At 55.3% G+C, this 20850-nt stretch carries 19 protein-coding genes; 7 read left to right on the plus strand and 12 right to left on the minus strand.

Features of this window, described 5'->3' with window-relative positions:
- Positions 1-2: 2 nt before the first annotated feature.
- From sspA to zapE, 4 genes are all read right to left on the minus strand, one after another.
- A complete protein-coding gene (gene sspA, locus FHW74_RS21090) occupies positions 3-644 on the minus strand; it encodes a stringent starvation protein SspA (protein WP_125293005.1) in 642 nt (213 codons plus the stop codon).
- Positions 645-958: 314 nt separating this feature from the next.
- Complete coding sequence (gene rpsI / locus FHW74_RS21095) at positions 959-1351, minus strand: 30S ribosomal protein S9 (RefSeq protein WP_002437466.1); 393 nt, start codon at positions 1349-1351, stop codon at positions 959-961.
- 15 nt (positions 1352-1366) lie between these two features.
- Positions 1367-1795 (minus strand): 50S ribosomal protein L13, encoded by a 429-nt coding sequence (gene rplM / locus FHW74_RS21100; RefSeq protein ID WP_002437467.1) that lies wholly within the window; start codon positions 1793-1795, stop codon positions 1367-1369.
- A 243-nt stretch (positions 1796-2038) separates the two neighbouring features.
- Positions 2039-3163 (minus strand): cell division protein ZapE, encoded by a 1125-nt coding sequence (zapE, locus tag FHW74_RS21105; RefSeq protein WP_183172274.1) that lies wholly within the window; start codon positions 3161-3163, stop codon positions 2039-2041.
- 195 nt (positions 3164-3358) lie between these two features.
- Between zapE and zapG the strand changes: the two genes are divergently transcribed.
- The 3 genes from zapG (at position 3359) to degS (ending at position 6458) form a co-directional block, all read left to right on the plus strand.
- Entirely contained in the window at positions 3359-3757 is a 399-nt protein-coding gene (gene zapG, locus FHW74_RS21110) for a Z-ring associated protein ZapG (RefSeq protein ID WP_183172275.1), read from the plus strand.
- A 177-nt stretch (positions 3758-3934) separates the two neighbouring features.
- A complete protein-coding gene (gene degQ, locus FHW74_RS21115; protein ID WP_183172276.1) occupies positions 3935-5302 on the plus strand; it encodes a serine endoprotease DegQ in 1368 nt (455 codons plus the stop codon).
- A 91-nt stretch (positions 5303-5393) separates the two neighbouring features.
- A complete protein-coding gene (degS, locus tag FHW74_RS21120) occupies positions 5394-6458 on the plus strand; it encodes an outer membrane-stress sensor serine endopeptidase DegS (protein WP_183172277.1) in 1065 nt (354 codons plus the stop codon).
- A gap of 56 nt (positions 6459-6514) precedes the next feature.
- On the opposite strand, the gene mdh is transcribed toward degS, so the two are convergent.
- Positions 6515-7453, minus strand: a complete 939-nt coding sequence (mdh, locus tag FHW74_RS21125; RefSeq protein WP_183172278.1) for a malate dehydrogenase — start codon at positions 7451-7453, stop codon at positions 6515-6517.
- A gap of 422 nt (positions 7454-7875) precedes the next feature.
- Here mdh and argR point away from each other — a divergent pair, with 422 nt between their 5' ends.
- The 3 genes from argR (at position 7876) to yhcN (FHW74_RS21140) (ending at position 9331) form a co-directional block, all read left to right on the plus strand.
- Positions 7876-8346: a transcriptional regulator ArgR gene (gene argR, locus FHW74_RS21130; protein ID WP_125293000.1), complete on the plus strand. Its 471-nt coding sequence runs from the start codon at positions 7876-7878 to the stop codon at positions 8344-8346.
- Positions 8347-8706: 360 nt separating this feature from the next.
- Positions 8707-8970, plus strand: coding sequence for a peroxide/acid stress response protein YhcN (yhcN, locus tag FHW74_RS21135; RefSeq protein ID WP_183172279.1), 264 nt, complete (start codon positions 8707-8709; stop codon positions 8968-8970).
- Between the two features lie 94 nt (positions 8971-9064).
- Positions 9065-9331, plus strand: coding sequence for a peroxide/acid stress response protein YhcN (yhcN, locus tag FHW74_RS21140; protein ID WP_183172280.1), 267 nt, complete (start codon positions 9065-9067; stop codon positions 9329-9331).
- A gap of 54 nt (positions 9332-9385) precedes the next feature.
- Here the strand turns inward: yhcN (FHW74_RS21140) and FHW74_RS21145 are convergent, their stop codons facing one another.
- The 5 genes from FHW74_RS21145 to aaeX form a co-directional block, all read right to left on the minus strand.
- Positions 9386-9664, minus strand: a complete 279-nt coding sequence (locus FHW74_RS21145; RefSeq protein WP_183172281.1) for a barstar family protein — start codon at positions 9662-9664, stop codon at positions 9386-9388.
- Between the two features lie 29 nt (positions 9665-9693).
- The gene (locus tag FHW74_RS21150; protein WP_183172282.1) at positions 9694-11148 is read right to left on the minus strand and encodes an NAD-dependent succinate-semialdehyde dehydrogenase; all 1455 of its coding nucleotides are present in this window, start codon (positions 11146-11148) and stop codon (positions 9694-9696) included.
- Positions 11149-11249: 101 nt separating this feature from the next.
- On the minus strand, positions 11250-13217 hold the full coding sequence (gene aaeB, locus FHW74_RS21155; protein ID WP_183172283.1) for a p-hydroxybenzoic acid efflux pump subunit AaeB: 1968 nt from the start codon (positions 13215-13217) through the stop codon (positions 11250-11252).
- A gap of 4 nt (positions 13218-13221) precedes the next feature.
- The gene (gene aaeA, locus FHW74_RS21160; RefSeq protein WP_183172284.1) at positions 13222-14154 is read right to left on the minus strand and encodes a p-hydroxybenzoic acid efflux pump subunit AaeA; all 933 of its coding nucleotides are present in this window, start codon (positions 14152-14154) and stop codon (positions 13222-13224) included.
- A 7-nt stretch (positions 14155-14161) separates the two neighbouring features.
- On the minus strand, positions 14162-14365 hold the full coding sequence (gene aaeX, locus FHW74_RS21165) for a p-hydroxybenzoic acid efflux pump operon protein AaeX (protein WP_002437480.1): 204 nt from the start codon (positions 14363-14365) through the stop codon (positions 14162-14164).
- Positions 14366-14536: 171 nt separating this feature from the next.
- On the opposite strand from aaeX, the gene aaeR reads away from it, so the two are divergent.
- Positions 14537-15469, plus strand: coding sequence for an HTH-type transcriptional activator AaeR (aaeR, locus tag FHW74_RS21170; RefSeq protein ID WP_183172285.1), 933 nt, complete (start codon positions 14537-14539; stop codon positions 15467-15469).
- 38 nt (positions 15470-15507) lie between these two features.
- Here the strand turns inward: aaeR and tldD are convergent, their stop codons facing one another.
- Both tldD and yhdP read right to left on the minus strand, forming a co-directional pair.
- Entirely contained in the window at positions 15508-16953 is a 1446-nt protein-coding gene (gene tldD / locus FHW74_RS21175) for a metalloprotease TldD (RefSeq protein ID WP_183172286.1), read from the minus strand.
- 64 nt (positions 16954-17017) lie between these two features.
- Positions 17018-20815: an AsmA2 domain-containing protein YhdP gene (gene yhdP, locus FHW74_RS21180; RefSeq protein WP_183172287.1), complete on the minus strand. Its 3798-nt coding sequence runs from the start codon at positions 20813-20815 to the stop codon at positions 17018-17020.
- Between the last annotated feature and the right edge of the window lie 35 nt (positions 20816-20850).

Raw genomic sequence — 20850 nt, forward strand, 5'->3', positions numbered from 1 at the left:
GTTTAGCCCCGGGTTTGCAGACGCATTTCGCGCTCGGCTTCCGTCAGGGAAGCGAGGAAGGAGTCGCGCTCAAATACGCGGGTCATGTAGCCCTTCAGCTCTTTAGAGCCTGCGCCCGCCAGTTCGATGCCCAACTGCGGTAAACGCCACAGCAGCGGCGCCAGGTAGCAGTCCACCAGGCTGAATTCATCGCTCAGGAAATAAGGTTTTTGACCAAATACCGGGGCAATCGCCAGCAGCTCTTCACGCAGCTGTTTACGCGCGTTGTCAGCTTCCTGTGCGGAACCGTTGACCACCACCTCCATCAGGCTGTACCAGTCTTTTTCGATACGGTGCATATAGAGACGGCTTTCACCGCGCGCCACCGGGTAAACCGGCATCAGCGGAGGATGAGGGAAACGCTCATCAAGGTATTCCATGATGATGCGGGATTCCCACAACGTCAGTTCACGGTCTACCAGGGTCGGAACGCTTTGATTCGGGTTGAGGTCGATCAGATCCTGCGGAACGTTATCGGCGTCCACATGCTCGATTTCAAAACTGACACCTTTCTCTGCCAGGACGATACGAACCTGATGGCTATAGATATCAGTAGGACCAGAAAACAGCGTCATTACCGAACGTTTGTTGGCAGCGACAGCCATGAAAACCTCCAGGTATATTCAGAAAAATACTGCTACCAGCCGCAACGGCGGCCAGCCTTTATGGGTTACCCTTCCCTGCCGAACTGACACCGCAGCCCGTGCTCAGACCAAAATGTGAACAGTTACCAGCATTTGGGCAGAAAATTGGATGATAGTTTACCAGATTTTGAGGGCTTTGTGGTGAGGGGATGCGGGATTTGCCTTAAAAGTAATGTCACACCAGTGATTTAGGCTTATTCCAGGTGTATATCCATAAAAAAACCCGGTACAGGACCGGGTTTTTTCGCCATTCGATTCTGCAGAGCAGAAAAGAATTAACGTTTGGAGTACTGCGGACGACGACGTGCTTTACGCAGACCGACTTTCTTACGTTCAACCTGACGAGCGTCACGAGTAACGAAGCCAGCTTTACGCAGTTCAGAACGCAGAGACTCATCGTACTCCATCAGAGCGCGGGTGATACCGTGACGGATCGCACCAGCCTGACCAGAGATACCACCACCTTTAACAGTGATGTACAGATCCAGTTTCTCAACCATGTCGACCAGTTCCAGCGGCTGGCGAACTACCATGCGGGCAGTTTCACGGCCAAAGTACTGTTCCAGAGAACGTTGGTTGATAACGATTTTACCGTTACCCGGTTTGATGAAAACACGAGCAGCGGAACTTTTGCGGCGACCAGTGCCGTAGTATTGATTTTCAGCCATTGCCTATAATCCCGATTAGATGTCCAGAACTTGCGGTTGCTGTGCCGCGTGGTTGTGCTCGTTACCCGCGTAAACTTTCAGTTTACGGTACATAGCACGACCCAGCGGGCCTTTTGGCAGCATGCCTTTAACCGCGATTTCAATCACACGCTCAGGACGGCGGGCAATCATCTCTTCAAAGGTCGCTTCTTTGATACCACCGATGTGGCCGGTGTGGTGGTAGTACATTTTGTCAGAACGCTTGTTGCCGGTTACAGCAACTTTTTCTGCATTCAGAACGATGATGTAGTCACCGGTATCAACGTGCGGAGTGTATTCCGCTTTATGCTTACCGCGCAGGCGACGAGCCAGTTCAGTAGCCAGACGGCCCAGAGTTTTACCGGTCGCGTCAACAACATACCAGTCGCGTTTTACGGTTTCTGGTTTAGCTGTAAAAGTTTTCATTAAAAGCTTACCCAAATAAATAAGTTACACGTTGGTGAACACCCAAACGTTTAGTCAGTTGAGGTTCACACGACAGAGTCCGGCAAACCTACCCCTTCGAATAGCCTATGCCAGCACAGAGAAAGTTTTGGGAAAAAAACCTTCTTGTAACGTGGGGTCGCAGGATTATAGAGAAGTCGCCCTCAAAGATCGACCACTTTTTGTGAACAAAAGCAGGATTTCCGCCCCGCGCGCCCGGCATGGTTACGGCATATGCTCGCGTTTGAGGTACTCCTCGCTCTGCATTTCCTGAAGCCGCGACAGGCAGCGCTGGAACTCAAATTTCAGCCGCTCACCGCGATAGATTTCAAACATCGGCGCGGCGGCGGAAACCACCAGCTTAACGTGGCGTTCGTAAAATTCATCAACCAGCGCGATAAACCGCCGGGCTTCGCTTTCCATCAGCGGCGTCATCACCGCGACATCATGCAGCATCACGGTATGGAACTGGCGGGACAGCTCGATGTAATCGTGCTGGCTGCGCGCCTCGACGCAGAGCGTCTCAAAACTCACCGCCAGGGTTTGGTTTTCGACACCCAGGGTCGCTAACGGACGATGATTGATTTCCAGCGTTGGGGCATTTGCCCGCGTGCCGCCCGCCAGTGCCCGCCACAGGGTATCCATCTGCTGGCGCGTCTCGTCGTTAAGCGGCGTCAGCCACAGGTGCGCCTGAGTCAGGGTGCGCAGGCGGTAATCAATACCCGCGTCAACGTTCATCACATCGCAATGCTGTTTGATGGCCTCTATCGCCGGTAAAAAGCGGGCGCGCTGCAAACCGTTGCGATACAGCTCATCCGGCGGAATGTTAGAGGTCGCCACCAGGGTGATGCCCCTGCTGAACAGCGCTTTCATTAAGCCGCCCAGCAACATGGCATCGGTGATGTCGGAAACAAAAAACTCGTCAAAACACAGCACATCGGTTTTGGCTTTAAACCGATCGGCGATGATTTCCAGCGGGTCGGTTTGCCCCTGCAACTGCCCCAGTTCCTCATGCACGTGCAGCATAAAGCGGTGGAAGTGGAGACGCTGCTTTCGCTCACCCGGCAGGCTTTGGTAAAACATGTCCATCAGCCAGGTTTTGCCGCGCCCGACGCCGCCCCACATATATAAGCCGCGTACCGGCGCTGGCGGCGCGCTCGGCCGTTTACCCAGCAGTTTGCTGAACGCGGCTTTAAGCCCCTGTTCCTGCGGCGGTTCAGCGCGCTTCACCGTCAGCTCCTGCCAGATGGCGTCGAGGCGGCTGACCGCCTCGCGCTGGACATCGTCAGGTTGATGGGATTTATCCTTAAGTGCCTGAAGATAACGCGATGTGGGGGAAAGGTTTTGCATGATGTTGTTGTTATTCCTTGAAAATCGGTTTGCCGTCGATCACGGCTGGCGAAAAAAAGGCCGTACTACACTACGCGATGCGCCTCCAGGATTCCACTTCTGCACCGTTAGCGGTTATAGTGGCATTATTGGGCGAAGGTGAGGCAGGCCTCGCTATGCTTACCCTACGGAAACACAATACAACGGGAGATGTTCATGACCTGGGAATACGCGCTAATTGGGTTAGTGGTCGGTATCATCATCGGTGCCGTCGCAATGCGCTTTGGTAATCGTAAATTACGTCAACAACAGGCCCTCCAGTATGAGCTGGAAAAAAACAAGGCGGAACTGGAAGAGTACCGTGAAGAACTGGTGAGCCATTTCGCCCGCAGCGCCGAACTGCTGGATAATATGGCCCACGACTATCGCCAGCTTTATCAGCATATGGCGAAAAGCTCCAGCAGCCTGCTGCCGGAAATGTCGGCGGAGTCCAACCCGTTCCGCAACCGTCTGGCAGAGTCCGAAGCCGGTAACGATCAGGCTCCGGTGCAGATGCCGCGCGATTATTCCGACGGCGCATCCGGCCTACTGCGCAATGGCGCGAAACGCGGTTAATCGCTACGCAGCATTTTTTCTACAGGGCGCGATATTCGCGCCCTGTTTTTTTGTGCCTGACGTATAGTAAAGGATATCTATCGAAACAATGTCTCCATTGTTACCCGTTCGGGAATTCAATAACATCGACACGTTTTGGGTGACATTTCTTATTCCAGGTTGCGAGAGCGAGCATTCATGAAAAAACAAACCCTGTTGTTGAGTGCGTTAGCGTTAAGTGTCGGGTTATCTCTCTCGACACCGAGTCAGGTAGCGGCGGCTATTCCGTCCCAGGTGCCGGGCCAGGCGGCGATCCCAAGTCTTGCGCCGATGCTGGAAAAAGTGCTGCCGGCGGTGGTCAGCGTGCAGGTTGAAGGCACCGCCACCCAAAGCCAGAAAGTCCCGGAAGAGTTGAAGAAATTCTTCGGCGAGGATCTGCCCGATCAGCCTGCGCAGCCGTTTGAAGGCCTGGGCTCCGGCGTCATCATCGACGCGGCCAAAGGCTATGTGCTGACCAACAATCACGTCATTAATCAGGCGCAAAAAATTAGCGTTCAGCTTAATGATGGCCGCGAATTCGACGCCAAACTGATCGGCGGCGACGACCAGAGCGATATCGCGCTGCTGCAACTTCAGAACGCCACCAACCTGACGCAGATTAAAGTCGCGGATTCCGATGCCCTGCGCGTCGGCGATTTCGCCGTGGCGGTCGGCAACCCGTTTGGCCTGGGGCAAACCGCCACTTCGGGCATTATTTCCGCGCTGGGCCGTAGCGGGCTCAATCTGGAAGGTCTGGAAAACTTCATTCAGACCGATGCCTCGATTAACCGCGGCAATTCCGGCGGCGCGCTGCTGAATCTTAACGGCGAGCTAATCGGCATTAACACCGCGATCCTCGCGCCGGGCGGCGGCAGCGTCGGCATCGGCTTCGCCATTCCAAGCAATATGGCGCAAACCCTGGCGACCCAGTTGATTCAGTCCGGCGAAATCAAACGCGGCCTGTTAGGCATTAAAGGCACCGAGATGAGCGCGGATCTGGCAAAAGCCTTTAATCTCAATGTCCAGCGCGGCGCCTTCGTCAGCGAAGTGTTGCCGAACTCTGGCTCGGCGAAGGCCGGGATTAAATCCGGCGACGTGATCGTCAGCCTCAACGGTAAAACCCTGAACAGCTTTGCTGAGCTGCGCTCGCGCATCGCCACCACCGCGCCGGGCACCAAAGTTAAACTCGGATTGCTGCGCGAAGGCAAGCCGCTTGATGTGGAAGTGACGCTGGATAAAAGCACTTCGTCATCCGCCAGCGCGGATATGATTATCCCGGCGCTACAGGGCGCGACGCTGAGCGACGGTCAACTGAAAGACGGCACTAAAGGCGTCACCATCGAAAATGTCGAGAAAGGCAGCGCGGCGGCGCAGGCCGGATTGCATAAAGATGATGTGATTATTGGCGTCAACAGCGATCGCGTCAGCACCATTGCCGAGATGCGTAAACTGATGGAATCCAAACCGTCGGTTATCGCGCTGCATATCGTGCGTGGCAACGACAGCATCTATCTGCTGTTACGTTAAGGGTTTGCTCACGGACATCACACCGGCGCGTGTGATGTCCGCTGATCTCATGGTATGCTGCCCCAGTCTTCCTGTTAACTAACCTTTACCCATGTTTCTGAAGCTTTTACGGCCCGTCTTTCTTGGACTCATTGTCGCTGCGCTTTTGCTGGCGCTGATGCCGTCATTACGCAAAAACGACGCCGAATCGACGCCTGCGTATAACAGCGCAGATGACACGCCGCTGAGCTATAATTCGGCGGTGCGCCGCGCCGCGCCTGCGGTGGTGAACGTCTATAACCGTGGCGTCAGCAACGGTGGGCGTAATCAGCTTGAAATCCGCACCCTGGGTTCTGGCGTGATCATGGATCAGCGCGGCTATATCCTCACCAATAAACACGTGATTAACGATGCCGACCAGATCATCGTCGCGTTACAGGATGGACGGGTATTTGAAGCGCTGCTGGTCGGCTCCGACAGCCTGACCGACCTGGCGGTATTAAAAATCAACGCCACCACGCTGCCGATTATTCCCATTAATGGTAAACGCACTCCGCATATCGGCGATGTGGTGATGGCGATCGGCAACCCCTATAACCTCGGGCAGACCATTACCCAGGGGATTATCAGCGCCACCGGGCGTATCGGCCTGAACCCATCCGGCCGGCAAAGCTTCCTGCAAACCGATGCCTCGATTAACCACGGCAACTCCGGCGGCGCGCTGGTGAACTCGCTGGGCGAGTTAATGGGCATCAATACCCTGTCGTTTGATAAAAGCAACGACGGCGAAACGCCAGAAGGGATCGGCTTCGCTATTCCTACCCAACTGGCGACCAAAATTATGGATAAGCTGATCCGCGATGGCCGGGTGATCCGCGGCTATATCGGCATTGGCGGGCGGGAAATCGCGCCGATGCACGCCCCGGCGGCTGGCATCGATCAGATCCAGGGAATTATCGTCAACGAAGTGACGCCGGATGGCCCGGCGGCCCATGCCGGTATCCAGGTCAACGACGTGATCGTCTCGGTCAACAACAAACCCGCCATTTCGGCGCTGGAAACCATGGACCAGGTGGCAGAAATTCGCCCAGGCTCGGTGATCCCGGTCGTGGTAATGCGTGATGATAAAAAACTCACGCTCCAGGTCACCGTTCAGGAATATCCGGCAACCAACTGACAGGCGAAAAAAAACCGGAACGAAAGTTCCGGTTTTGCGTTCTGCACCCGCAACGATTATTTGTTAACGAACTCTTCGCCCAGGGTGATGTCTTTTTTCAGGGTATCCAGCATACCTTCCAGCGCTTGCTGTTCAAACGCGCTCAGGGTGCCGATGCTCTGGCGCTCTTCGATACCGTTTTTGCCCAGCAGCAGCGGCTGAGAGAAGAAGCGCGCGTGCTCGCCGTCGCCTTCAACATAAGCGCATTCCACCACGCCTTTTTCACCCTGCAGAGCGCGAACCAGCGACAGACCGAAACGTGCCGCCGCCTGGCCCATCGACAATGTTGCCGATCCGCCACCCGCTTTGGCTTCAACCACTTCGGTACCGGCGTTCTGAATACGTTTGGTCAGATCAGCCACTTCCTGCTCGGAGAAGCTCACGCCCGGGATCTGCGACAGCAGCGGCAGAATGGTCACGCCAGAGTGGCCGCCAATAACCGGAACGTCGATGTCGGTTGGCTGTTTGCCTTTCAGTTCCGCTACAAAGGTGTTGGAGCGGATGATATCCAGCGTGGTCACGCCGAACAGTTTGTTCTTATCGTAAACGCCGGCTTTTTTCAGCACTTCCGCAGCGATGGCGACGGTGGTGTTAACCGGGTTGGTGATGATGCCGATGCACGCTTTCGGGCAGGTGGTGGCAATCTGCTGCACCAGGTTTTTAACGATACCTGCGTTGACGTTAAACAGGTCAGAGCGATCCATACCCGGTTTACGCGCCACGCCTGCGGAAATCAGCACCACGTCCGCGCCTTCCAGCGCCGGAGTCGCGTCTTCGCCGGAGAAGCCTTTGATCTTCACAGCGGTAGGGATGTGGCTTAAATCAACCGCGACGCCCGGGGTAACCGGTGCGATGTCGTAGAGGGAGAGTTCTGAACCTGAAGGCAGTTGGGTCTTGAGTAGAAGGGCAAGCGCCTGGCCAATACCACCGGCCGCGCCGAGGACTGCAACTTTCATCCTAAACTCCTTATTATGATTTGCAATTAAAGTGCCGTTACTCCTTGGATGGCGACCATGATGATCCAGGGCGGAAGTCATTACAATCTTTTCACCTTAAGATTGAGAAGTCATACCGGCTCTAATTGGCACAGCCTTCACGCACGTCAGGAAAATAGCCGGATCGCTACCGAAGCAACATATCAACAGGCGGTTACATTACACCCTCTTCAATCATCAAAACAACATCAATTTCATAACATTTGATTTACTTAATGGCTTATTTTCGAGTCGTGACACAGGCATGTTCTCCAATAACAAAATTTGATAAAATCCGCCGCTTTCATAACATTATTTCAGCCACTTTTTTGGCCTGGCATTTGCATAAAAATTCAGATAAATGCATAATAATGTTGTTTCTTTCGCCAGATTGTAGGTGACCTATGCGCGGCTCGGCAAAACAAGAAGAATTAGTTAAAGCTTTCAAAGCGTTATTAAAGGAAGAGAAATTCAGTTCTCAGGGGGAGATTGTCCAGGCGTTGCAGGATGAAGGTTACGAGAACATTAACCAGTCCAAAGTTTCCCGCATGCTGACCAAATTTGGCGCAGTACGTACCCGCAATGCCAAAATGGAGATGGTGTACTGCCTGCCAGCAGAACTGGGCGTCCCGACGACCTCCAGCCCGCTTAAAAACCTGGTGCTGGATATCGATTACAACAATGCAGTGGTCGTTATTCATACCAGCCCGGGCGCTGCGCAGCTGATTGCGCGTCTGCTCGACTCGTTAGGTAAAGCGGAAGGTATTCTGGGCACTATCGCCGGGGATGACACCATCTTTACTACTCCTGCGAAGGATTTTTCGGTTAAAGAACTCTACGAAGCGATTCTGGTGCTGTTCGAACAAGAGCTTTAAGCCTTTCCTTTTACCGCCGCGCCTGCGGCGGTAAAAATGAATATTTCTCTTCTCATTACCCGACAGTGCTCCCCCTTTCCCCTCTAAATTTACATTGTGATTACATCCCGTCAAAAAAGCACAAATCATCAAAATCATCTATCCATATGATTTTATTGATTTTGCATTTCTTAAACGCACTAAAAGTTAATTTTTTATAACCTCAGAGTATAAAAAATCCGTTTCTGGAAACAAAGTTTCATTGTAAATAATTAGCGTGGTATTAATTTTTAGAGTTATTAGTGTATACTTGATTTTGTGATGAGGGTCACGAAATGAGACCCCAAAGATAAAGATAAAAAATACGACGAGGTAACGATCATGAAAATCAAATCAACCGTAGCCACATTAAGCCTGCTCTCCATGCTCTCCTTTGGCGCTTTTGCCGCAACGTCTATCGACGCGCAGCAAGCGCAGGGTCGTCAGTCACTGGGCACCGTAACGGTTTCTTCCGTGACCAGCTCACCGATGGACATGCGTGAAATGATCGATCAGAAAGCACAGGAAAAAGGCGCATCCGCCTACCGCGTGATTGAAGCGCACACCGGCGACGAATGGCACGCCACTGCCGAGCTGTACAAATAAGCGCAAACCCTGTTCACCTGCATAAATGAAATAACCTGTGGTCCGTACAGTGCGTTCACCTGCCGACCACAGGCGTTAAATTGAGGAAAAGATGATGAAAACTACATTTACCCTTGCAGCAGTTACTCTGGCTTCCCTGATGACTTTTGGCGCTAACGCCGCTGTACATCAAGTCAACGCGCAGGATGCTCAAAACCTGCAATCTCTGGGCACCATCTCCGTAACCCAGCACGGCAGCTCGCCGATGGATATGCGTGAAGCGCTGGCTGAAAAAGCCGATAAGCAAGGCGCGTCGGCTTACCGCGTCATCGAAGCGCGTACCGGTGATACCTGGCACGCCACGGCAGAACTGTATAAGTAAGACCTCGTCGTCGTGTCCGACGACTTGCCCCAGTTCGCCTGGGGCTTTTTTCGGTCATGAAGAATGGCGAATATTGAAGCGGAGTTGGCCTTCCAACTCCTCTTCCGCTTCATCAAACAGCAAAATCAGCGCCCCAAACCGCCGCCGGTTCTCTTCCGATAAGTGAACGAACTCGATCTCCAGCGGCAACGGCAAATACCCCTCCGTCACCACCTCCCACAACCCATCGAGATTATTCACCTGCTGCTTTGTCAGCCCAAACATTCGGGTAAAGTCGCGATAAAAATCCGCCTGATCGGTGATTTCATCAAAGTCAAAAGTATAGATTTGCATTGTTCTTCACCCATCAGTGTGTTCACCGGTTACAGTCCGCCGATATGCAGGGTTTTCACTTCCAGATACTCTTCCAGCCCCAGCACCGATCCTTCACGCCCCAGCCCCGACTCTTTTACCCCGCCGAACGGCCCCAGCTCGGTAGAGACCGCACAGTCGTTGACGCCGATCATCCCGCTTTCCAGCTGCGAAGAGACGCGGAAGGCCCGCTGGAGATTCTGGGTGTAAAAATAGGCGGCCAGCCCGTATGGCGTATTGTTGGCGCGCGCAATGACCTCTTCTTCGCTGCTGAAGCGGAAACAGGCGGCCAGCGGCCCAAAGGTCTCTTCCTGGGCGAGTTTCATGTCGTCCGTGGCGTCAATCAGCACCGTCGGCTGCCAGAAATTGCCGCCGAGCTCGTGGGCTTTACCGCCCGCCAGCACTTTCGCGCCTTTGGCGATGGCATCTTCCACGTGCTCGCGCACTTTATCCACGCCCGCTTTCTCAATCAGCGGTCCGACAATCACGCCCTCTTCCAGGCCATTGCCGACTTTCAGCTTATTCACCGCCTCGGCCAGTTGATTCACGAAACGGTCATAAACCCCGTCCTGAATAAAGAAGCGGTTGACGCTGACGCACACCTGTCCGGCATTACGGAATTTATTGGCGATCGCGCCTTTCACTGCCGCATCGATATCCGCGTCGTCAAATACGATATACGGCGCGTTGCCGCCCAGCTCCATAGAGACCTTTTTCATGGTTTCCGCCGCGTTGCGCACCAGAGTTTTGCCCACCGCCGTGGAACCGGTGAACGAAATTTTGCGCACCTCGTGGCTTTCCATAATCGCGTCGCTGATTTCTGGCGTCTTACCGGCGACGGCATTAAGCACGCCATCCGGTATACCCGCCTTTTTCGCCAGCGCCAGCAGCGCGAACGCGCACAGCGGGGTGTTATTGGCGGGTTTAATCACGCCGGTACAGCCTGCTGCCAGCGCCGGACCGAGCTTGCGGGTCAGCATCGCCATCGGAAAGTTCCACGGCGTGATGGCCGCCACGACGCCCACCGGTTCGCGGGTCGCCAGGATGCGCGAGCCGGGCTTGGCTGGCGGGATAATCTCGCCGTTAGCACGTTTCGCTTCTTCGGCGAACCACTGGATAAAACTGGCCGCATAGTCCACTTCGCCTTCCGCCTCTTTCAGCGGCTTACCCTGTTCGAGGGTCATTAACCGCGCCAGCCAGCTTTTGTTTTCATTAATCAGTTCAAACCAGCGGTACAGTAAGGTGGAGCGCTCTTTCGCCGTCTTTTCCCGCCAGGCCGGGAACGCCTTGCTGGCTGCCGCGATAGCGGCCTGAGTCTCTTTCTTACCCGCTTTTGCCACTTTGGCAATGACTTCACCCGTCGCCGGATTCAGCACGTCAAAGGTCTCGTCGGCCTGATGCCATTCGCCATTAACCAGATAGCCCGTCTTAAAGAGTTCACTGTCCTGGAGTGCTTGTGTTGTCATCGTTTCCTCCTGATGGATGGTGCTTTTTTGCAACCTCGGCTAAGTATAGCTACAAAAAAACCGACGCCCGGGCGTCGGTTTTTCAGGCCGTGCGGCAGCCATCAATTATCAGTCAGGGCATGCTGATATTTACGCAGCATCGCGGTCAAGCGCTTCACCGACTCGGTGACCGACAACGGCGCTTCCCAGACCTGCAATTTTTGCTGGTAGATATCGAGTTCATCCAGCAGTTGCAGGAACGTCTGGTAGCGCTTATCGTCGCTGGAGGCCGATACCACCCGGTCAGCGGTGCGGCGTAGCTGGCGGTGAAACGCCGACAGATCGTCATTCACCGGGATCGGCGCATCGCGCAGTCGCTGGTGGGCGATGATAAGGTTCAGCGCCATACGAAACTTGGCAACATCGCCAGGGAATTTGCTGAGCAGCAAAAACAGTTGCTGATACAGCGCCGGGAGATGGTTCTCTTTGCGCCGCGCTTTGTTAGTGGTCATGGATGACACCGCCGCCAGCATAAACCGGTTAAGCAAGGTCCGCCCGGTTTGCACCTGGGAGTTATCGCGGATCAATAAGATGACCGCCATCGCCAGAATACAGCCGACAATCTGGCCCAGGGCGCTATCCAGAAACTGGTTAAATTCAAATTTCATCGGATTATCCAGCACGATGATATTGATGGTGCTGGCCAGCGCGCCCATGGAACCCAGCCGCCGTTTTTGCACTTCAATGCCGACGAAGAAACCCAGTAATGCCAGGCTAATGCACAGCAGTAACATACTTTGCTGGGTCGACGGCAGAATAACCAGGAAATAAAGCGCGCCCAGCGGCAATGCGGCCAGCGCCCCGAGCAGAAAATCTATCGCGACCATACGCGGATTGGGTAAGCGCATAGCAAGCGCAGTGACGACGCCAATCATAATGATCGCGCCGGTGCCAGACGTCCAGCCGGTCCAGAGCCAAAACAACGTTCCCAGCAAACACGATACTGTGGTGCGCCAGAAATTAATCATGGCGTGATGGCGTTCTGCGGATGTCGCATTCACCACCACTTCGCTTTCCAGAATCTCTTCTTCGATAGCGCTGATTTTGGTATTACTGACAACGCCGCGTTTAAGCAGCATAAAACGAGTCGCCGCGCCCATCCAGCTATAGATCGTGACGGGCGTATCCCGCTCGCCGCTCCAGACCAGCATCCGCCGCATAAATTTCAAACGTTTATGCACGTCCGCCGCGGTTTCTACCGGCTCACTAAAAAATTCATGATATTCAGAGGGGATGGCATCCGGGCGCGAATTCTGTATCAGCCAGGATTCGCAGGCCTGAGTAATTAATGTCAGCGATAAGGTATTAATGGCTTTCAGCCGACGGTTGGCCCGGCCCCAGCGGGAGGATTCAATATGCAGGTTGCTGCGCATTCCCTCCAGAGCCGTGGTGCGGCGCACTAACGCGCCCCAGGCTTTATCCACTTCCGTACTGTCGCCATGGGCGATACACAGCTGCATTAATTGATAATGGGCGACCAGCAGACTGTCTAATTCTCGATCGATATCATATTTAACCGAACGGGGTGAAAACAGCAGATCCGCGGCGATGGCACAGCAAATGCCGACCACGATTTCACTACACCTTTCCAGCGCAAATTGCGGCGTCAGTACCGGATCGGTATGCACCGTCACCATGATGATCAGTGTGGTGTACCCTGCCAGCCCCCAGGCATAGGAGTTTTCAACTTTGACCAGCGACGAGATCCAGGTGCAAAAACCCGCCCAGATACAACACACGAGCAGCATCACAACGGGCGCGCGTATCAGTGAAATAATAATTACCAGCGCCGCCGCGCAGCCAATGAACGTCCCCACGATACGCAACATGCCACGATAACGGATCGCGCCCGACCAGGGTTCGCCGCCGGCGGCAAATGCCGGGCCTGCGGCGACCAGCGCGGCGGTCAGCGCCGCCCAGCGCGGTGTTTCCAGTTGAAAGTGAAACCCGACGAACAGCGACAACACAATCGCTGCCGCCAGCTTTAGCGCAAAGCGGATATGCTGCGGCGCAATCGAGAAAATACCCATGGCCTTATCCAAATTCGCGTAAGCGATGCATCAACTGGCTGATAAACGAATTATTTGGTCTGTTGACATCTTTCTCGCCGGTTATCACCACCGTTGCGGTCGTGCCCGCCGGATAAAGATTGCCGGTCTGTTCATCAAGCTTAATTCTCACCGGCACACGCTGGGCCAGGCGAACCCATTCCAGATTGGAATCTATCGACGCCATGCCTTTGCCGTCGTTGCTGCTGCTGGCATTGGTGACACCTGCCGCCACGCTGTCAACGGTGCCGTGCAGAACGCGATGGCTGCCAAGCGGCGTGATTTCCGCGCGAAAACCTGGCCGCACGCCCTCAAGCTTGGTCTCTTCCATATAAGCCAGCACATAGAATGAGTGCTGTTTAACGAGCGCTACGGCAGTCGAGCCGCGGGTAATAAATTCGCCCGCATAGACATTCAGATTGGTTATCCAGCCATCAGCGGGTGCGCGGATGACGGTGCGATCTAAATCGATTTTCGCCAGATCGCGCGTGGCCAGGGCTTTGGCTAATTGATGCAAAACGGTTTGTAATTCATTGTTGGACTGTTCGATTTCTTCGCGCGACATCGCCTGAATGCCAAGCCGGTTACGTCGTCCGGCCTCACGCCGTTTTTCACTCGCCAGCGCATCATAATAGGCAACGTCCGCCTCGGCTTCTTCGAGCGCTTTTTGATAGCGCGGTTGATCAATGGTAAACAGCACCTGATCTTTTTTGACCAGTTGGTTATCCTGCACCTTCACCTGCATAATGATCCCGGCGACGTCAGGCGCGATGGCGACCACATCGGCGCTAAAACGCGCGTCGCGCGTCCATGGTGATTCGGTGTAGTAAACCCACACCTTAAAAATGGCGATAAAAGCGAAGATCACCAGTGCCAGCGTGATGGCGGTTCGGGATATTTTTCTTGTTAATCCTTTCACATCAACCTCAGACAAATAAGCGCGATATCAGATAAAAAAGACAGCAATACAGCGCGGTATTAAACAATGCCGGATGCCAGACAAAGTCATAGATCCCTGTCGGAGTCAGCAAACGGCGCACCAGCCAGAAAATCGCCAGTGACAAAAGCAGCTCGAAGAATATCGGCGGGAAAGAGAGACCGAAAACCACGATAACTGGAAATAAACTCATACGAACCTTGATAAACGAGCGGGCGAATAGGTGATGAGTAACCATGACTACCCGGTCAGGAACAACGACGGATAAGTACGATTTAGTTACCCCGTTAATAATATATTAACGTAATTTATAATATGTCATCTATCATATGTGATCTAAATCACTTTTCACTCAGAGTGAATAATGGAACGCCTGAAACGAATGTCGATTTTTGCGCGGGTTGTTGAACAAGGCTCTTTTACCCGCGCCGCTAAACAGTTGGATATGAGCGTCTCGTCTATCAGCCAGACCGTGTCGAAGCTGGAGGATGAGTTGCAGGTCAAACTGTTAAACCGCAGTACGCGCAGCATTGGGCTGACCGAGGCGGGAAAAATCTATTACCAGGGCTGCCGTAAAATGCTCCATGAAGTGCAATCGGTGCATGAGCAGCTCTACGCCTTCAACAACACGCCGATTGGCACCCTGCGCATTGGGTGTTCTTCAACTATGGCACAAAATGTCCTGGCGGGAATGACGGCGCAAATGTTACGCGAATACCCGGGCCTGACCGTCAATCTGGTAACCGGCATCCCCGCGCCGGATCTGATTGCCGACGGTCTGGATGTGGTGATCCGCGTCGGTGCGCTTCAGGACTCGAGCCTGTTTTCCAAACGGCTTGGCGCGATGCCGATGGTGGTGTGTGCCGCCAAATCTTACCTCGCCCGCTACGGCACGCCGGAGAAGCCTTCGGATCTGGGCAATCATTCATGGCTTGAATATAGCGTGCGCCCCGACAATGAGTTTGAGCTGATCGCGCCAGAGGGGATCTCCACACGGCTGATCCCGCAGGGGCGTTTTGTCACCAACGATCCGATGACGCTGTCGCGCTGGCTGATTGAAGGCGCCGGGATCGCTTATGTGCCGCTGATGTGGGTGATCGACGAGATCAACCGGGGCGAACTGGAGATCCTGTTCCCGCGCTACCAGTCCGATCCGCGCCCGGTTTACGCGCTGTATACCGAACGGGATAAACTGCCGCTGAAGGTGCAGGTGTGCATTAACTATCTGACGGAGTATTTCGCCGGAGTGGCGACGCTGTATCAGGAGAGACGTTTCGGGAGTAAAGAGATGCGGTAATCAACCCCTCTCTGTGATGAGAGGGGTGGCAGAAGAAATTACGCGGTACCGCCCACGGTCAGGCTGTCGAGTTTCAGGGTTGGCTGGCCGACGCCAACCGGCAGGCTCTGGCCCTCTTTACCGCACACGCCGACACCGTTATCCAGTTTCAAATCGTTGCCGACCATGGAAATCTGCTGCATGGCTTCGATACCGGAGCCGATCAGGGTCGCGCCTTTCACCGGCGTGGTCACTTTACCTTTCTCGATCAGGTACGCTTCAGAGGTGGAGAACACGAACTTGCCGGAGGTGATATCCACCTGGCCGCCGCCAAAGTTTGGCGCATAAATCCCGTATTCCACTGACTCAATAATTTCCTGCGGTGTGGATTTCCCCGCCAGCATATAAGTGTTGGTCATACGCGGCATCGGCAGATGCGCATAGGATTCCCGGCGACCGTTGCCGGTCGGCGCAACGCCCATCAGGCGCGCGTTGAGTTTATCCTGCATGTAGCCTTTGAGAATGCCATTTTCGATCAGCACGTTGTACTGGCCCGGCACGCCTTCGTCGTCAATCGCCACCGAACCACGGCGCGAGGCCATGGTGCCGTCGTCCACCACGGTGCAGAGTTCCGACGCCACCAGTTGGCCCATCTGGCCGCTGAATACCGAGGTGCCGCGACGGTTAAAGTCGCCTTCCAGACCGTGACCCACCGCTTCATGCAGCAGGACGCCCGGCCAGCCTGCGCCTAACACCACCGGCAGCGCGCCCGCCGGAGCGGCAACCGCAGAAAGATTCACCAGCGCCATGCGCACCGCTTCTTTTGCCCAGGCATCGGCGCGCACTTCGCCGTCAGACGCCTCAAGGAACCACTCGTAGCCGAAACGGCCACCGCCGCCGGCGGAACCGCGCTCGCGCTTGCCGTCCTCTTCAACCTGTACGCTGACCGACAGACGCACCAGCGGGCGCACATCCGCCGCCAGGGTGCCGTCGGTAGCGGCCACTAAAATCAGTTCATAGACGCCGGTCAGGCTGGCGTTCACTTCCTGCACGCGGGCATCTGCCGCACGGGCTACGCCATCGACGCGTTTGAGGATGTCGAGCTTCTCTTCGCGGGTCATGCTTTGCAGCGGATCCAGCGAGGTGTACAGCGCTTTATGCTCTACCGCGCCCAGGGTTCGCACCCGGCCATCGCCCTGCTCGCGCACGATGCTGCGCGCCGCATGGGCGCTTTGCTCCAGCGCCAGCAGGCTGACCTGGTCCGCGTAGGCAAAACCGGTTTTTTCGCCGCTCACGGCGCGCACGCCTACGCCCTGGTCAATATTGTAAGAACCATCTTTGATGATGCGGTCTTCCAGCACCCAGGATTCGTGATAGCTCGACTGGAAATACAGATCCCCGTAATCCACCCGGCGTTCGGCCAGTTGACCGAGGATGGAAAACAGATCTTGATGGTTCAGGCCATTCGCAGACAATAACTGCTCAGTTACCAGGTTCAGACTCATCGGTACGCTACTCTTCTGGGGATTCATAATATCGAGCTTGCGGCAATTCATTGATGCCGTCAAATCATTGCGCTTTCTCAGCGCGCGGCTCACGCAGCACTTCATTAATCTGCGGCTTATCAATCGGGCCGGAGATTCGGTAACGCAGGACGGAGATTTTACTCCACAACGGGCCAAGCACTTTGCTGGCCGCAAACACCGCCGCGCCAACAATCGGATTGACCACAAAAGCAGTGGCTACGCCCACGGTGGCGGAAATTTCCGGGGCGACGATCGCCTCCATGTCCAGCCGACGGCGCGCCAGGTCAACCGAACCTTTCATCGCGATGTCCGCTTCCAGGCCGTCCACCAGCGTATCGTCGGTATGTAATACGCCATCTTTAATCCAGGCGGTACCGCGAATGGAATCGAAATAGAAGCCATCGCCAAATGTATCGCTAAAATCAAAACGCAGCTTACGCAGCAGGGCGTCGAAACTCATCAGGCGCAGCAGTTGCCCGGCGTGGCCGGTGCCCAGCTCCTCGATTTGCCCTCTGCCCAGACGAGTATGCAGGATGCCGTTGAGCGACGCTTCATCCGGTTTCCAGGGCATATCCCGCCAGTGGAGATCGTAATCCAGATCGAAAGAAGAGCCCTGAATCGGCGTGGAGACGCCAAAGAAATTGGTCGCGGCGTCGATCTTTTTGCCTTTCAGGGTGCCTTTTAACGAGGTGCGCGGCTCGCTGGCGCGGTTTACCCATTCGCCCTGGGCGGTGAGTTTCGCGAAACCCGTGTCGACCAGGCCATTCGTTAATGTCAGCGTGTCGCCTGCAATCGCGACGTCGCCGTCGATGCGGCCATATTTCTGGCCCCATAGCCAGCACTCCGCGCAGCGCAACTGCACATCAGGCCAGCCGCTGAAATTGATACGCTGGTCAGGGATCGGGCTGGCGGGCGCTTTGGCGTCGGTGACCGCGCTCCAGACCGGATTGAAATAGAGATATTTAATGTCGGCCAGCCACGGACCGGTTTTGTTCATCGCCAGCGAGCCGTTGATTTCCCGGCCCTGTATCGAAACGTCATTACCCCGGAACCCGCTGCGGGAAATGATGCTGACGTTATTCCACTGCTGCCCGCCCAGCGTCAGCGCCGGGGTGCGTAACGTGACATTATCCGGGAATTGCGTGGCGTTGCTAACGTCATCCGCCGCCCCTTTCTGAAACAGCCCCAGCCACTCTGCGCCATCCAGCGCCGGGAGGTTGAGTTCAACACCGGCCTGGTCCGGCAATGGCGGAAGGGTTTTGCTGTCCGACACCCAAATGCCGCGATCGAGGGCAAGTTTATTGCCCAGTAGCCAGCGGCTGTTAAATCGATGCCCCTCGCCTGCATTGCCCGTGAGGGTGAACCCACGCAAATCGCCTTTGACGTTAACCGCCAGCGGTAACGGCTCGCCGGCGTTTTTATTAACAGGAGAAGGTAAGCGACTGCTCACTTCCTTTAAATCGCTTTTCACCGCCACGTCATACTGCGCGCTGCCTTTATACGGTAGCGTAATGCCGACTTTGCCCTGCCAGGGCAGGCGGCCCGCCAGCGCGTCGTTGATCGGTTTCGGTAACAGCCCGGTACGCGTCGGCTGCCAGTTGGCATCCAGATTGATACCGACCTGATAGGCCTTATCGCCCTGTTTGGTGTTGAAATCCAGATTCAGCGGCTGATTAAACCAGGTGGCGCGCATCGGTTCACTTTGCAGATCGCCGTTCACGAAACTGAATTTTCCGCTCAGGTTGTGGACCGTGCTGTCGAGAGGTTTGATAAACAGCGTGTTGTTGTCCAGCACCACATCGCCTTTCGCCGTTACCTGCTCGCCAGTAAAGGGGATATCAAGATGTAAGCGAGCATTCACATCGCCATCAAGCTGGAGCTCATCCAGCGCGGCGCCCAGTGAATCATCCAACGGGGTCTGGTTAAAATAGGGCCCTACCGCCTTGCCAGGCCCGGAAATGTCCGCGTCGATCAGCAGCTTTTCTTTGGCGTAATCGGGGATATTGACGGTAATGTTGCGCCCTTTCACGCCACCCAGCATGGCCTCAGGAGACTTCATCCACAGACCGTCATTGATAAAGTCGAGTTCGACATCAATGCCTTTTAACGCCGGCCAGTCGGGCTGGAACGCGTAGGTGGCGTTACGTACCGGCACCAGCACTTCAAACTGGCCTTCGTTTTTATAGTACGGGAACAGCCTGGGATTACCGCCGTACACCAGCGTGGCGTTGTCAGCCTGTCCGCCCTGAATCGCGCCGCTCAGGTAATCCACCAGATGTTTGCCCATCAGGTTTTCCGGGAAGTAGCGCCACGCCTGAGATGCGTCGTCAGTGCTTATGCCCGCGAGGATCGCCAGCCATGGCTCGTCGCCGACCGGTTGCTGGTAGCGGAAGTCGCCCCGCGCATGAACCGCCGTCGCTTTGACATCAATATCTTTGCCGTCCAGCGTCAGCCCTTCAGCGTCTTTGTGCCATTCCAGCGTTGCTTTGCCATCGGCAATCTCCAGCGGCGCGCGGAACACTCCTTCATAGGGCATCTTCGCCTGTTTCATGCTGGCGGTGACGCGGCCATTTTCCACGCTGCCGGAAAGGGTACCGGAGAAATTCTCCGCGCCAGGCATCAGTTTCCACTGGTTCCAGGAGAGGTTATCCCACTTGCCCTGAAAACGCGTTTTCTCGGTCGCCTGCAACGGGATATCCAGCGCCAGGGTATTGATATGCCCTTTGGGACGCAACGTCTTCCACACGTCGCCAAAAGAAGGAGAGAGTTTGGTCGTTATCGGGATCAGGCCATTCAGTCCCTGGAGTTCAAGATTATTTGCCCGGATGCGCAGCTCGTCGCTGGATTGGCGGTCCACGCCGCCAACGTCCTGGGCCGGCAGCCACGCCAGGGTTAACGCGCCGGCGGGCCAGGGCGTATCGTCAATGGAAATATTGGTGCGCGGAATATCCAGCTGCCAGCCCGCGCCCTCTTTGCGCAGATGCGCGGTCAGATTATCCACCTGCAAATGATGTGGCTGGCTGTCGCCTTGCCAGGATGCGCCGCCGCGCTTCAGCCAGACGTCGCCGTCGGCAATAACGCCTTTGCGAATGTTCATCCAGGCGGCAAGGCTGAACTGCGCGCTGGAGAGCAAGACGTTATCGGTCATCCACCGGCCCAGCCAGGGTTTCACGTCCACATCATCAGCCTGTAGCCAGATGGTGCCGGTGCTCAGCAGCCCGTCATCATCGCGCAGATCCATACGCAACTGCATGGTGCCGTGCTGGCCGGTCAGGCTGGAAAGGCTGATTAAGCCCTCCGCGCGGTGGCGATCGCGGCCGTTAAGCCAGGTCAGTTTGGGGATAGCCAGTTCGGCGCGTTGGCCGGACAGGGTGATAAAGCTGATATTGCTGTCGCGCAGATCAAACTGATCGAACTGGCGCAGAAACAGATCGCTGATTTTGTTGGCCGGGATCGGCTCACCGCTTTCACTCTGGGTAAAAGGGGTATTGGTGCGGATATTCAGCTGATAAAACGTCAGATCGCGAAACTGCCAGCGCGCATGCAGCAGGCTCTGCCACACGTCCAGCGCCAGGGTGACGCGCTTCACCGTGAGTTCGCCGTCCTCTTTCAGGCCCGCTTTAATATCGCGGACTTCCAGGGTCGGACCAAAATTTTGCCAGGAGGCCTGAAGATAGCTGGCGTCAACCGGCGCGCCGGTGGCGGCGCTGATTTTCGCAAGCAGCGCGGGACGCCAGTTATTAAGATGCGGCAGAGCCAGACGCAACCCGCTCACCAGCAGGGCGACAATCACGACCAGCGTTGCGCCTGTGAGTAACAGTATGCCCGGCAGTCGCCTCACATTCCTCTCCTTGTCATCCGCCACCGCGGAGCGTA

The organism is Atlantibacter sp. RC6 (assembly GCF_014193285.1).
Lineage (GTDB): Bacteria > Pseudomonadota > Gammaproteobacteria > Enterobacterales > Enterobacteriaceae > Atlantibacter.

What these genes read in the sequence shown, in the direction of transcription:
- yhcN (WP_183172279.1), top strand. Translation starts at nt 8,707, where the DNA reads ATGAAAATCAAATCAACCGTAGCCACATTAAGCCTGCTCTCCATGCTC.
- aaeX (WP_002437480.1), bottom strand. Translation starts at nt 14,365, where the DNA reads ATGAGTTTATTTCCAGTTATCGTGGTTTTCGGTCTCTCTTTCCCGCCG.
- sspA (WP_125293005.1), bottom strand. Translation starts at nt 644, where the DNA reads ATGGCTGTCGCTGCCAACAAACGTTCGGTAATGACGCTGTTTTCTGGT.
- rpsI (WP_002437466.1), bottom strand. Translation starts at nt 1,351, where the DNA reads ATGGCTGAAAATCAATACTACGGCACTGGTCGCCGCAAAAGTTCCGCT.
- yhcN (WP_183172280.1), top strand. Translation starts at nt 9,065, where the DNA reads ATGAAAACTACATTTACCCTTGCAGCAGTTACTCTGGCTTCCCTGATG.
- degQ (WP_183172276.1), top strand. Translation starts at nt 3,935, where the DNA reads ATGAAAAAACAAACCCTGTTGTTGAGTGCGTTAGCGTTAAGTGTCGGG.
- argR (WP_125293000.1), top strand. Translation starts at nt 7,876, where the DNA reads ATGCGCGGCTCGGCAAAACAAGAAGAATTAGTTAAAGCTTTCAAAGCG.
- FHW74_RS21145 (WP_183172281.1), bottom strand. Translation starts at nt 9,664, where the DNA reads ATGCAAATCTATACTTTTGACTTTGATGAAATCACCGATCAGGCGGAT.
- aaeB (WP_183172283.1), bottom strand. Translation starts at nt 13,217, where the DNA reads ATGGGTATTTTCTCGATTGCGCCGCAGCATATCCGCTTTGCGCTAAAG.
- aaeR (WP_183172285.1), top strand. Translation starts at nt 14,537, where the DNA reads ATGGAACGCCTGAAACGAATGTCGATTTTTGCGCGGGTTGTTGAACAA.
- zapG (WP_183172275.1), top strand. Translation starts at nt 3,359, where the DNA reads ATGACCTGGGAATACGCGCTAATTGGGTTAGTGGTCGGTATCATCATC.
- mdh (WP_183172278.1), bottom strand. Translation starts at nt 7,453, where the DNA reads ATGAAAGTTGCAGTCCTCGGCGCGGCCGGTGGTATTGGCCAGGCGCTT.
- degS (WP_183172277.1), top strand. Translation starts at nt 5,394, where the DNA reads ATGTTTCTGAAGCTTTTACGGCCCGTCTTTCTTGGACTCATTGTCGCT.
- rplM (WP_002437467.1), bottom strand. Translation starts at nt 1,795, where the DNA reads ATGAAAACTTTTACAGCTAAACCAGAAACCGTAAAACGCGACTGGTAT.
- zapE (WP_183172274.1), bottom strand. Translation starts at nt 3,163, where the DNA reads ATGCAAAACCTTTCCCCCACATCGCGTTATCTTCAGGCACTTAAGGAT.
- tldD (WP_183172286.1), bottom strand. Translation starts at nt 16,953, where the DNA reads ATGAGTCTGAACCTGGTAACTGAGCAGTTATTGTCTGCGAATGGCCTG.
- FHW74_RS21150 (WP_183172282.1), bottom strand. Translation starts at nt 11,148, where the DNA reads ATGACAACACAAGCACTCCAGGACAGTGAACTCTTTAAGACGGGCTAT.